General features: G+C 68.6%; 11 protein-coding genes. 10 read left to right on the forward strand and 1 reads right to left on the reverse strand.

Annotated elements, in window-relative coordinates:
- Positions 1 to 104 precede the first annotated feature (104 nt).
- The 9 genes from HR086_RS00405 to HR086_RS49340 all read left to right on the forward strand — a co-directional run bounded on the left by HR086_RS00405 (position 105) and on the right by HR086_RS49340 (position 8,268).
- Positions 105 to 830, forward strand: a complete 726-nt coding sequence (locus HR086_RS00405) for a peptidylprolyl isomerase (RefSeq protein ID WP_174464520.1) — start codon at positions 105 to 107, stop codon at positions 828 to 830.
- A 79-nt stretch (positions 831 to 909) separates the two neighbouring features.
- Positions 910 to 1,461, forward strand: coding sequence for a peptidylprolyl isomerase (locus HR086_RS00410; RefSeq protein ID WP_174455502.1), 552 nt, complete (start codon positions 910 to 912; stop codon positions 1,459 to 1,461).
- Between the two features lie 123 nt (positions 1,462 to 1,584).
- On the forward strand, positions 1,585 to 2,529 hold the full coding sequence (gene era / locus HR086_RS00415; RefSeq protein WP_174455503.1) for a GTPase Era: 945 nt from the start codon (positions 1,585 to 1,587) through the stop codon (positions 2,527 to 2,529).
- Between the two features lies 1 nt (position 2,530).
- Entirely contained in the window at positions 2,531 to 3,910 is a 1,380-nt protein-coding gene (gene der / locus HR086_RS00420) for a ribosome biogenesis GTPase Der (RefSeq protein WP_174455504.1), read from the forward strand.
- A 103-nt stretch (positions 3,911 to 4,013) separates the two neighbouring features.
- On the forward strand, positions 4,014 to 4,814 hold the full coding sequence (locus HR086_RS00425) for a tetratricopeptide repeat protein (protein ID WP_174455505.1): 801 nt from the start codon (positions 4,014 to 4,016) through the stop codon (positions 4,812 to 4,814).
- 10 nt (positions 4,815 to 4,824) lie between these two features.
- Positions 4,825 to 5,988 carry a PQQ-binding-like beta-propeller repeat protein gene (locus HR086_RS00430; RefSeq protein WP_174455506.1) on the forward strand — a complete coding sequence of 388 codons (1,164 nt, stop codon included), beginning with the start codon at positions 4,825 to 4,827 and terminating at the stop codon, positions 5,986 to 5,988.
- Complete coding sequence (locus HR086_RS00435) at positions 5,949 to 6,413, forward strand: (deoxy)nucleoside triphosphate pyrophosphohydrolase (protein ID WP_174455507.1); 465 nt, start codon at positions 5,949 to 5,951, stop codon at positions 6,411 to 6,413. The genes HR086_RS00430 and HR086_RS00435 overlap by 40 nt, the downstream gene beginning before the upstream one ends.
- A complete protein-coding gene (locus HR086_RS00440; protein WP_141648043.1) occupies positions 6,413 to 7,294 on the forward strand; it encodes a ribonuclease H-like domain-containing protein in 882 nt (293 codons plus the stop codon). The genes HR086_RS00435 and HR086_RS00440 overlap by 1 nt, the downstream gene beginning before the upstream one ends.
- Positions 7,295 to 7,449: 155 nt before the next feature.
- A complete protein-coding gene (locus HR086_RS49340; protein ID WP_174455508.1) occupies positions 7,450 to 8,268 on the forward strand; it encodes a DUF3014 domain-containing protein in 819 nt (272 codons plus the stop codon).
- A gap of 204 nt (positions 8,269 to 8,472) precedes the next feature.
- Here the strand turns inward: HR086_RS49340 and HR086_RS00450 are convergent, their stop codons facing one another.
- Positions 8,473 to 9,021 carry a hypothetical protein gene (locus HR086_RS00450; protein WP_141648045.1) on the reverse strand — a complete coding sequence of 183 codons (549 nt, stop codon included), beginning with the start codon at positions 9,019 to 9,021 and terminating at the stop codon, positions 8,473 to 8,475.
- A 260-nt stretch (positions 9,022 to 9,281) separates the two neighbouring features.
- Here HR086_RS00450 and HR086_RS00455 point away from each other — a divergent pair, with 260 nt between their 5' ends.
- Positions 9,282 to 11,672 (forward strand): ABC transporter permease, encoded by a 2,391-nt coding sequence (locus tag HR086_RS00455; RefSeq protein WP_174464521.1) that lies wholly within the window; start codon positions 9,282 to 9,284, stop codon positions 11,670 to 11,672.
- Positions 11,673 to 11,685: the final 13 nt, after the last annotated feature.

Raw genomic sequence — 11,685 nt, forward strand, 5'->3', positions numbered from 1 at the left:
GGGCCGCCCCCGGTGGAGGCGCCCACCCCGGAAGTGCCACCGGACGACACCTCGGCGTGAAACCCCTTGGTGGGGAAGGGGGTGGGGAATAAGGTGCCGCGCCCATGCGCCCCTCCTCACCCCTCCGTTTGACGTTCGCGCTGGTGGCCTGCCTGGTGGCGGGTACCGCTGTCGCCGCGGCTCCCGGCAAGTGGACGAAGAAGGTGACGGCCGGCAAGGACCTCTACGCCACGCTGAAGACGAGCGAGGGCGACATCACCGTCCGCCTCTTCTCCAAGGACGCCCCGAAGACGGTGGCGAACTTCGTGGGGCTGGCCACGGGTGAGAAGGAGTGGAGGGACCCCAAGTCCGGAGAGATGTCGAAGAAGCCGCTGTACAACGGGACGGTGTTCCACCGAGTCATCCCGGGCTTCATGATTCAGGCAGGGGACCCGACGGGGACGGGCTCGGGTGACCCGGGCTATCGCTTCGAGGACGAGTTCAACAACGGCCACGTCTTCGACAAGCCGGGTCAGCTGGCCATGGCCAACCGGGGACCGGGCACCAACGGCAGCCAGTTCTTCATCACCACCAGCGCGCCTGACCACCTGACGAACAAGCACACCCTCTTCGGTGAGGTGGTGAAGGGCTACGACGTCGTGGAGAAGATTGGCGCGGTGCCTCGGGACAACCGCGACCGGCCGCAGACGCCGGTGGTGCTCACCCGGGTGGAGTTGAGCGACAAGGCGCCCGCGGGCGTCGTCATCCGGAAGGGACCGGCGGCGGATGCCCCGGTGAAGCCCCCGGTGACGCCGAAGCCCCAGGGCGCTCGGCCCGAGTCCTCCCGGTAGGTTGGCGGGACTTTAGGGCAGTGGACGTGAAACGGACCCGCTGCTTCGGCGGGTCCATCAAGCAAGACGGGAGGGCAGCATGGGAATGACGGACGAGGCCCGCGCGGGCAATGACCTTTACGCCACCTTCGACACCACGCAGGGGCAGATTGTCGTGAAGCTGTTCCCGAAGGACGCCCCGGATTCGGTGGCGAGCTTCGTGGGCCTGGCGACGGGGGAACTGGAGTTCACGGACCCCAAGACGCAGGAGAAGACGAAGCGCCCGTTCTATGACGGCACCGTGTTCCACCGCGTCATCGACAACTTCATGATTCAGGGCGGCTGTCCGCTCGGCTCCGGCCGCGGCAACCCCGGCTTCAACGTGAAGGACGAGTTCCAGTCCGGCCGCACGTTCGACAAGGTGGGCCTGCTGGCGATGGCGAACATCGGCCGGCCGCACACCAACGGCAGCCAGTTCTTCCTGACGACGTCGAAGCCGACGTACCTCAACAACAAGCACACCATCTTCGGCGAGGTCGTGAAGGGCTACGACATCGTGGAGAAGATCAGCAAGGTGGCCCGGGATGGTGATGACCGTCCCCGCACGCCCGTGACGGTCAACAAGCTGACCATCTCGACGACCCAGCCGTAGGCCGCCCGCCTGACCACCGCCCCGGGCAGATGCCGGGGGTGGTGGTCTGTTATAGGGCGCTGTTGGAAGTTCCCCCTCAGGGGCTCCCAGCCACACAGGGACTCCCAGACCACCTTCGAAGCAATGGCCTCTCCCAAGAACCACCGCAGCGGCTTCGCCGCGCTCATCGGACGCCCCAATGTGGGCAAGAGCACCCTGCTCAACGCGCTCACCGGTGAGAAGATCGCCATCGTCTCCGGCAAGCCGCAGACGACGCGCAACCGCATCCTCGGAGTCGTGACTCGCCCTGAAGGGCAGGTCGCATTCCTCGACACCCCCGGCATCCACCAGGCCAAGGGGGAGCTCAACCGCTACATGGTGGAGACGGCGATCCAGGCCGCGGAGGAGGTGGACCTGGTCCTCTTCCTGATTGAACCGCCCGCCGGCGAGAAGCCCGAGGTCAGCCCGGGCAACCGCATCATCCTCGAGCGGCTCCAGAAGCTGGGCAAGCCCACCTTCCTGGTCATCAACAAGATCGACTCCATCCCCAAGGGAGCCATCCTTCCGCTCATCGACCTGTACCGCCAGGAGTTCCCCTTCGCGGAGGTGGTCCCCATCTCCGCGCGCGAGAAGGACGGCGTGGAGCGCCTGTTCACCACGGTGCTGAGCCACCTGCCGGAAGGCGAGAACCTCTTCGACGAGGACATGCTCACCGACCAGCAGGAGCGGACGCTGGTGAGCGAGTACATCCGCGAGCAGGTGCTGCGGCACTGCCGCCAGGAAATTCCGTACTCCACCGCGGTGATGGTGGACATCTTCGACGAGTCCGAGCGCGAGCCCCGGCCGGGAACTCCTCCGGGCCAGCTGGGCGGACTCATCCGCATCGCCGCCTCCATCTTCGTGGAGCGCGACAGCCAGAAGGCCATCATCATTGGAAAACAGGGGCAGATGCTGAAGACGATTGGCACGGACGCGCGCAAGTCCGTGCAACGCCTGCTGGGCGCGCATGTGTACCTGGACCTGCGTGTCCGGGTGGAGCCGCGCTGGAGCGAGCGCCCCGAAGGCCTCAAGAAGCTGGGATACGACTGAGATGAAGCCCCTGGTAGCCATTGTCGGACGCCCCAACGTGGGCAAGAGCACGCTGTTCAACCGCCTCATCGGTCGCCGCATCGCGTTGGTGGAGGACCAGCCGGGCGTGACGCGGGATCGCCACTACGCGGACGCGCAGTGGGGTGGACGGGCGTTCACCTTCATCGACACCGGCGGCTTCGTCCCCGGCGAGAAGGACTCGCTGCTCAAGCAGGTGCGCGAGCAGGCCCAGCTGGCCGTGGAGGAGTGTGACGTCATCATCTTCGTCACCGACGGCCGGGAGGGCGTGACGGGCGCTGACGAAGCGGTGGCGAAGTACCTGCGCAAGAGCGGCAAGCCGGTGATTGTCGCGGTGAACAAGCTGGACACCACCAGCGGGCAGATGCAGTCGCTGACCGCGGACTTCTACAAGATGGGCCTGGGCGAGGTGCATGCCATGTCCGCGGAGCACGGCCTGGGCGTGCCCGGGCTGTTCGACGAAGTCGTCGAGAAGCTGCCGCCCAAGGAAGAGGGCGAGGACGCCGAGGCCCCGCCGGACGACGGCATCATCCGCGTGGCCATCATCGGCCGGCCCAACGTGGGCAAGAGCACCCTGGTCAACGCCATCCTGAAGGAGAAGCGGGTGGTGGCCAGCGAGATTCCGGGGACGACGCGGGACCCCATCGACTCGCCGCTGACGTACAAGGACCGCAAGCTGCTCCTCACGGACACCGCGGGCATCCGGCGCAAGAAGACGATTGCCCACCAGATCGAGAAGTACTCGGTCATCGCGGCGCTCAAGGTGATGGAGCGCAGCGACGTGGCGGTGCTGCTGATGGACGCCACGGAGCCCGCGGTGGACCAGGACGCGAAGCTGGCGGGCCTGGCCGAGGAGCGCGGCCGGGCGCTGGTCATCGTGGTGAACAAGTGGGACCTGATCGACGCGGATCAGCGCCGCCAGGAGGCGTTCCGGGAGTCGCTCCGGCACTCGCTGAAGTTCGTGGGCTACGCGCCCATCATCTTCACGTCCGCGCTGACGGGCTCCAAGGTGGAGAAGGTCATGGACGCGGCGGTGGAGCTGGCCGAGCAGTTCCGGTTCCGGGCCCCCACGCCCCAGCTCAACCGGCTCCTGGAGTACATGGTGGACAACCACCCGGCGCCCATCGTCCGGAGCAAGCCGCTGCGCCTGTACTACATCACCCAGGTGACGTCGGCGCCGCCGACGTTCGCCCTCACGTGCAACCATCCGGAGGGCGTGCCGGACATGTACAAGCGGTACATCACCAATCAGCTCCGGAAGACCTTCGACCTGCGCGTGCCCATCCGGCTGGTGTTCCGGGAGCGGCCCGGACAGGCGAAGCGGGCGGCTCGAAAGAGGCCGAGCCATCAGGGGAAGCACTGAAGCGTCCGTGCGTTGACACTCGCGGCGCGCGCTCCGTACAGTGCGCCGCTCTTCCGCTCTCCGACAGGGTAGAGCACCGAAGCGCAGAGAGAGGTTGACCGACGTGGCTGGAACCAAGACCGAGAAGATTCGCCAGCAGGAGCTTCGTCAGCCGGACACCTTCCAAAAGGTCGGCGCTGACGCGCGTGACTGGCTCATCCAGCGGCAGAAGCTCATCGGCATCGCCGTGGCCGTCATCATCCTGGGCGGCGTGGGTGTGGCCATCGCCAGCGAGGTGTCCAAGCGCGGCGAGGCGCAGGCCGGCCAGGCGTTGGGCCAGGCGCTCGCCGTGCTGGATCGTCCCGTGGAGGGCGTGCAGCCCGCGCAGCCCGGCGACACCGAGACGCCTTTCAAGAACGTGAAGGAGCGCGACGAGGCGCTGGTGACGGCGCTGTCGGACTTCCGCAAGGAGCACGGTGGGACGCGGTCGGCGACGACTGCGGCGCTGTCGCTCGGCGAGGCGCAGTTCCGCCTGGGCCGCTTCGCGGACGCGCAGACCGCGTTCAGCGACTTCCTGAAGGGCGCCGCCCAGAACGACCCGCTCCGCGCGGGCGCGCTGGAGGGACAGGGCTACGCCTTCGAGGCGGAGAAGAAGTACGACGAGGCCATCAAGTCCTTCGAGCAGATGGGCGCGGCGGGCGGCGGTGAGTTCCTGGCCGGCATGGGCGACTACCACAAGGGTCGGATGCTCATCGCGCAGGACAAGAAGGACGAGGCCGCGGCCGTGCTGTCCAAGGTGTCCACGGACCACGCGAACACCACGGCGGCGCGACTGTCCAGCGAGCGGCTGGCGGTGCTGGCCTCGCAGGGCGTGAAGATCCCGGCCCCGGCGCCCGCGCCGGCCGCCGTCACTGACGCGGGGTAGCGCGCACGTTATGAAGAAGCAGCTCGTGAGCTGGAGGCGTTGGCTGGGGAGTGCCGTGGCGGTCGGTCTCCTGGGCGGTTGCAGTACCCTGCCGCGCTACGGCAATCCGGAGCTGCCCCGCACGGAGCTGGCGCCTCCGGTGGACTACTTCTCGGTGGACTGGTGGGCGCCACTGGTGGCGCCCACCCTGCTGGAGTACGCGCCGCGCGAGGTCGCCTCGCCAGCGTACGACGCGAAGAGCAAGACGGTCATCGCGCTCACGCGGGATGGCGTCATCCGCGGCGTGGGTCCGGACGGTCAGATCAAGTGGTCCAAGCGGACGACGACCCGCTTCGCGGCGGGGGCCCAGGTGAGCGACGGCGTGGCCTTCGTTCCCGGGGGTGACGGCACCCTGTACGCGCTGGACGCGGCCACTGGAGATCAGAAGTGGCAGTACGCGGCGGGTGAGTCGCTGGCCACGGTGCCGGTGATTGCCGAGGGCCTGGTGTTGGTGGCCTCGGAGAGCGACACCCTGTTCGCGGTGAAGGTCGAGGACGGGGTCTGGGCCTGGCAGTACCGCAGGGACCCGCCGTCGGGCTTCACGGTGCGAGGCGCGTCGACGCCGCTGGTTCGCGGCGGCAATGTCTACGTGGGCTTCTCCGACGGCTACATCGTGTCGCTGAACATGAAGGACGGCGGCGCCAACTGGGAGAAGTCGCTGTCGGGAAGCGGCTCCGAGTTCCTGGACGTGGACACCACGCCCGCGCTGGATGACCACGGGCAGCTCTACGTGGCGTCGTACAAGAATGGCCTCTTCGCGCTCGAGGCGGAGTCCGGAGAGCTGGTCTGGACCAGCTCGGTGTCCGGCATGACGGGGCTGCTGGCGAAGGGGCAGATGCTCTTCACCGTGGGCGACGGCCGCGTGGACGCCTACCTGGCGGAAGACGGACGGCTCCTCTGGTCGCACCCCCTGGGCGAAAGGTCGGGCCAGACGCCCGTGTTCTCCAAGGGAATGCTGATTGTTCCCATCCAGCGGTCGCTGCTGTTCCTGGACCCGAAGACGGGCCAGGCTCGCGTGTCGTGGAACCCCGGTGACGGCGTCTCCGCGACGCCGTTCGTGGCGGGCTCGAAGCTGTTCGTGCTCTCCAACAACGGATGGCTCTACTCGCTGGACTTCAACGGGCTGAAGGGGTGACCACGGTGGCGACCCGGACGGTCCGCGTGGTGGCGGCGCTGATTCCAGGTCGCCTCGACGCCCAGCGCTTCCTGGTGCAGCAGCGGCTTCCGGGTGGAAGCCGCGCGCTCCTGTGGGAGTTTCCCGGTGGCAAGGTGGAGGCTGGCGAGACGGACGAAGCCGCGCTCGCCCGGGAGTGTCGCGAGGAGCTGGATGTGGAGCTCTCCGTGGGCCGGCGGCTGTGGGAAGGCCGCCACGAGTACCCGGACCTGACGGTGGAGCTGGTGCTCTACGCGGCGCGGATGCTCTCCGGTGAGCCGAAGCCGTTGGGCGCGCATGCGCTCGAGTTCCGGACGCCCGGGGAGATGCAGTCCCTGCCTTTCTGCGAAGCGGACATTCCGCTCCTGGAGGAGCTGGTGGCGGGAAGGTTGGGCGCGCTCGATTGATGCTCCAGCGGACGTTCCAGCACATCCCCGGCGTGGGCCCCTGGCGCGAGAAGGACCTCTGGGCGCGCGGCTTCAAGACGTGGGACGACTATCCGGCGGCCGGCGAGGGTGTGGCCATCACCCGGAAGACGGACGACATCGCGCGGGAGCGACTCGCGCTGGGTCGTGAGGCGCTGGAGCGGAGGGATTTGCGCCGGCTGGCGGAGCTGATTCCGCCCCGTGAGCACTGGCGGCTGTACCCCGAGTTCCACCAGGACGCCGTCTACTTCGACATCGAGACGGATGGCCGCGAGGCCCAGGCACCCACGGTGGTGAGTCTGTTCGATGCCACGGGCCTGCACGTGTTCATCCAGGGCCGGAACATGGACGCGCTGCCGGAGGCCATGGCGGCGCGGCGGCTGTGGGTGACCTTCAACGGGTCCACGTTCGATGTGCCGGTGCTGCGCAACTACTTTGGCGCGGGGCGGTTTCCGGTACCGGACGCGCATATCGATCTGCGCTTCGTCACGCGTCGGCTCGGACTGGGCGGCGGGCTGAAGGAGATCGAAGGAAAGATTGGCGCCGAGCGTCCGCCGCACATGAAGGGCGTCAACGGCTACGACGCCGTGCTGCTGTGGCGTGCGTATACGCGGCGCGGTGACGTGGAGGCGTTGCGGTTCCTGGTGGAATACAACCTCTACGACTCCTTCCAGCTCCGGACGCTGATGGACGTGGCCTACAACCGCGGCGCCGATGACTTGAATCAGGACGTGCCCCGGCTGCCCGTGTTCGAGCGCGGCGAAGTGCTGTACGACGTGAGCCGGATCATCCTGGAGCTGGGCCCCACGGAGCGGGACCTTCAGACGCTCGAGCGCGTCCGGGCCGAAGAGCAGTTTCCCTGAGTTCCTGAGCAGGGCGGGCAGGGTGCCTCGGCGATTCGCCCCCCTGGGACTCTCTTCCGGTGAACAACCGGCCTCATGGGTTGCACCGCGCCCGTGGAATGCGTCCAGGAGTCGTTTGTAGGGTGAACCGAACCCGAGACGGAGGACCGCAACCCATGAGCGACCCGATTGACCCGACAGAAAGCTCCGAGGTTCCCCAGCGCGGCTCGGCTGGAAAGAAGGCCGCGCTGGTGGGCGGCGCGCTGGTGGCGGTGGGCGTTGGGGCCGCCGTCGCGCTGGGCCTCTTCGAGAAGGAGCCGCCGCCCGTGGTCGCGGTGGCTCCGATCATCGAGGACGCAGGTGTGGCCGCGCCGGTAGCACCGACGGCTTCGCTTCCGGAGAGTGACGGCCGGGTCCGGGAGATGGCGAGCCGGATGTCGGAGGAAGCGGAGCTCCAGCGCTGGCTCCAAGAGAAGGATCTGGTGCGCCGGGTGACGGCGGCCGTGAACAACATCGCGGAGGGCGTGAGCCCCCGGATGGTGCTGGGTTTCCTGGGCCCGGCGGATGGATTCCAGGTCGTCGAGGGCAAGGACAAGTCGGTGACCATCGACCCGCGAAGCCATGCTCGCTACGACCTGGTGGCGCGAGTGTTCGGCACCTTCGACGCGCAGGTCGCCAAGAGCATGTACCGCGACTTGAAGCCGCTCATCGACCAGGCGCATGGCGAGATTGCTCCGCCGGGACAGACGTTCGATTCGACGCTGAGCCGAGCCTTCCAGCATCTGCTCGCGGTTCCGGTTCCGGAGGGCGCCGCGCTGGAGGTCCAGCCGCAAGGAGCGCTCTATGTCTATGCCTCGCCGGAGCTGGAGGGCCTGAGCCGGGCGCAGAAGCACTTGCTGCGGATGGGGCCCCAGAACATTCGGGTCATCCAGGCGAAGCTCCGGGAGCTTCAGGGCGCGCTGGGACTGCCTCCGGTGGCCGCCGAGGGCCCGTAGCGAGCCCGAATGTTGATGGGCGGCCGGGCTCTCTGGATGGAGCCCGAATATTCGCGGTAGCGATCCCGAATGTTCAGGGGCGACCCGGGCAAACCGGGGCCCGAATGTTCGCGGCCAGGCTGGAATGTTCATGCCGGCCCAGGGCGTGGCCAGGAGCATTCGAGGCGGCACCGGGAACATTCGGGGCCGCCATGAGGCCCAGGACTAGCGGCGCTTTTTCTTCTTGGCCGGCGCTGGAGGCGGTGCCGGCTTTTCCTTTTCGCCGGCGATCAGGAACGTGGTGCGGAGTTCCTCGACGTCGCGGCCCAAGGTGTCCGTGAACGCGGTGCCGGTCTGGGCATCGACGACCAGGGTGTACTCGAAGCCGGTCTTCAGGGGCTGGGGCAGGACGATGCGGTAGACGAGCCCGGTGTCGGATTCCTCGGCGACGTCGTCGGAGACCATGGCTCGCTCAGCGGCGTCGAAGAGCCTGACCCGGTAGTTCCGGAGGCCTCGTGACGCGGTCAGCTCCAGCGTCGAGGTCTGCTCGATGACCGGCTTCTCGCCAGGGTCCAGGGAGATCTCCGCGAGGCCCGCATCGGGAACCTGGGAGCGAAGCGCGAACGTGGTCGGCGGCGGGGCCTTGGGCGCCTCGGGAACTTCGGCGACGCCAGAATCCGGCGACGGACCCGAGGTCTTGTCCGGGCATCCCGTCAGCGCCAGCAGGCCGCAGCAAAACGCGGTGGTGACCGCGGTTCGTTGGAGGAAACGCATGCCGGGCACGGTACGCGGCCACGGTGGCCACGAGAAGCGAGGACTCGATGCGGGCATCCAGGCAGCCAGGCCCACGGTTCACCCCTGTCCTCCCTCTATCGGAACGTCCGATAACATGCGTTATGTAAACTAAGCGAAGGGGAAACCAGGGGTCGTTTTTCCAGGGTTCTTCCCCGCTGTTCCCGGGCCATCGGCGCGCGGCGGTCGGCCAAGATGCGGGCCTTCCAAACCTCCACCACGGCGTTCCCGGACCGGCCCCTATGAGATTCCTCGACGACCTGCTCGCGGATGCGCGCTTCGCGTTCCGCACGTTCCGACGTGCGCCCGACTTCGCGGCCGCCGCCATCCTCTGCCTCGCCCTGGGCATCGGCGCCAACGCCGTCATCTTCAGCGTGGTCCACGGCGTGCTGCTCCGGCCTCTCCCGTACGCCGAACCCGAGCGGCTCGTGTCGCTCGTCGAACTGCGCGCCCAAGGCTCCGGCGGCCCGGTCTCCTGGCTCACGTTCTTTGACTGGCGCGATCAAGCCCGGGCCTTCGAGCACATGGCGGCATTCACCGTGGGCGGCTCGATTCTCCGCGCGGACGACGATTCCGAGCGCCTGGAAACAACCCGAGGCACCGCCGACTACTTCACCGTGCACGGCGTCCCCCCGTTGCTCGGCCGGACTTTCGCGCCCGGCGACGACCAGCCCGGCCATGAGCCCGTCGCGGTGCTCAACGAGGCGCTCTGGCGACGCCGTTTTGGCGCGAATCCCGCCGTCCTTGGCCGCACGGTGCTCCTGGACAATGTCCCGCATACCGTCGTCGGCGTCATTCCCGAGTCGTTCGCCCCGGACATGGACGTCTGGCTGCCGCTGGTGGCTCCGCCCGATGCCCGTGGCGGTCGCTATTCCACGGTGCTCTCCGTGCGCGCCCGGCTGGCGCCCGGAATCACCCTGGACTCGGCCAACGAGCAGCTCAAGGCCGTCACCGCCGGAATCGCGGCCGCGGGCCCGGATGCCCTCAAGGAACGCACCGCCCGGGTCGACTCGCTCGCCGAGGCCCAGACACGGCTCTGGAGCGGCCCACTGAAGCTGCTGCTGGGCGCCGTGGCCCTGGTCCTCCTCATCGCCTGTGCCAATGTCGCGAACATCCTGCTCGCGCGCGCCGGTGCCCGCCGGCAGGAACTCGCCGTCCGCGTGGCGCTCGGCGCGACCCGCGCCCGCGTCATCCAGCAACTCCTCGTCGAAAGCCTCCTGCTCGCGCTCACGGGCGGCGCCCTGGGCGGACTGCTCGCGCACTGGGGCCTGGACGCGCTGCTCGCCGTGGTCCCCGAGTCGATGCCACACCGGGCCGCGGTCTCCCTCGATGGGACGACCTTCCTGTTCCTCGCCGCCATCTCCATCGGGAGCGGCCTGGCCTTCGGACTGCTTCCCGCGCTCCAGCTCTCCCGGCTCGACCTTCGCGGGGCCCCCATCCAGGGCGGCCGACGCCTCCGGTCCACGCTGGTCGTCGTGGAGCTGGCGGTCTGTCTGGTGCTCCTCGTGGGCGCGGGCCTCCTGGGCCGGGGCTTCTTCCAGCTCCTCGGCACGTCCCCCGGGCTCGCTCCGGAGCAACTGCTCACGCTGCACATCGCCATCCCCGACAGCCGTTTCTTCACCGAGCAGGGCCTGGACGGAAACGTGCCGAGCACCCTGCTGGAGCCCATCCTCGACGAGGTGCGAGCGCTGCCCGGGGTGAGCGCCGTGGGAATGACGTCGCTGCTGCCCATCCAGCGTGCATGGAACAACGCCCGCTATGTCATCGAGGGCGAACCGCCCCCGGAGGCCGGCTCGGAACCAAGGGCCGAGCGCCGCTCCACGAGCCCCGGCTTCTTCGCCACGGTGGGAATCCCGCTCAAGCAAGGCCGCGACTTCACCACCGCCGACGCGGCCCCCGGTCAGCCCGCCACGGTCATCATCAACGAGACGCTCGCGCGCCGGCACTTCCCGGACGGCAACGCCCTGGGCCGCCAGCTCCGACTCGGCACCGGGGCCCACACCATCATCGGCGTCGTGGGCGACGTGCGACAGGCCGGCCTGGACAAGACGCCGCTGGCCGAGCTCCACGTCCCCTACGGCCGGCCCTGGGGCGACGACAGCCTGGTGCTCGTCGCTCGAACCTCGGTGCCACCGGAGACCTTGCTGCCCTCGGTCCGCGAGGCCGTGCGCCGGGTCGACTCGAGCCTGCCCGTCTTCCGCGCCCTCACCATGGACCAGGTCATCTCCCAGTCGCTCGGCTTCCGGCGGCTCGTGCTGTGCCTGCTCGGCGGCTTCGCGGCGCTCGCCCTCGTGCTATCCACCTACGGCCTCTATGGCGTCATCTCGCTGCTCGTCTCGCAGCGGACGCGGGAGCTGGGCATCCGCATGGCGCTCGGGGCACGGCCCGGAGACGTCCTCCGACTCGTGCTCGGCCAGGGCGCGAGGCTCGCGGGAGTGGGCATCGCCCTGGGGCTCGTGGGCTCCCTGGCGCTGACCCGGTTGCTCGAAAGCCAGCTCCACGGAATCACCGCCACGGACCCCCTCACCTTCGGCGCCGTGGCCACCCTGTTCGCCCTCGTCGCCCTGCTGGCCTGCTGGTTTCCCGCGCGCCGCGCCACCCGCGTGGACCCGCTCGTGGCCATGCGCACCTGAGTCACGGCGACCC

Source organism: Myxococcus sp. CA039A (assembly GCF_013336645.1).
GTDB classification, from domain to species: Bacteria; Myxococcota; Myxococcia; order Myxococcales; family Myxococcaceae; genus Myxococcus; species Myxococcus llanfairpwllgwyngyllgogerychwyrndrobwllllantysiliogogogochensis.

Coding starts and splice junctions, on each gene's coding strand:
- HR086_RS00405 (WP_174464520.1), top strand. CDS start 105: ATGCGCCCCTCCTCACCCCTCCGTTTGACGTTCGCGCTGGTGGCCTGC.
- HR086_RS00410 (WP_174455502.1), top strand. CDS start 910: ATGGGAATGACGGACGAGGCCCGCGCGGGCAATGACCTTTACGCCACC.
- era (WP_174455503.1), top strand. CDS start 1,585: ATGGCCTCTCCCAAGAACCACCGCAGCGGCTTCGCCGCGCTCATCGGA.
- der (WP_174455504.1), top strand. CDS start 2,531: ATGAAGCCCCTGGTAGCCATTGTCGGACGCCCCAACGTGGGCAAGAGC.
- HR086_RS00430 (WP_174455506.1), top strand. CDS start 4,825: ATGAAGAAGCAGCTCGTGAGCTGGAGGCGTTGGCTGGGGAGTGCCGTG.
- HR086_RS00435 (WP_174455507.1), top strand. CDS start 5,949: ATGGCTCTACTCGCTGGACTTCAACGGGCTGAAGGGGTGACCACGGTG.
- HR086_RS00440 (WP_141648043.1), top strand. CDS start 6,413: ATGCTCCAGCGGACGTTCCAGCACATCCCCGGCGTGGGCCCCTGGCGC.
- HR086_RS49340 (WP_174455508.1), top strand. CDS start 7,450: ATGAGCGACCCGATTGACCCGACAGAAAGCTCCGAGGTTCCCCAGCGC.
- HR086_RS00450 (WP_141648045.1), bottom strand. CDS start 9,021: ATGCGTTTCCTCCAACGAACCGCGGTCACCACCGCGTTTTGCTGCGGC.
- HR086_RS00455 (WP_174464521.1), top strand. CDS start 9,282: ATGAGATTCCTCGACGACCTGCTCGCGGATGCGCGCTTCGCGTTCCGC.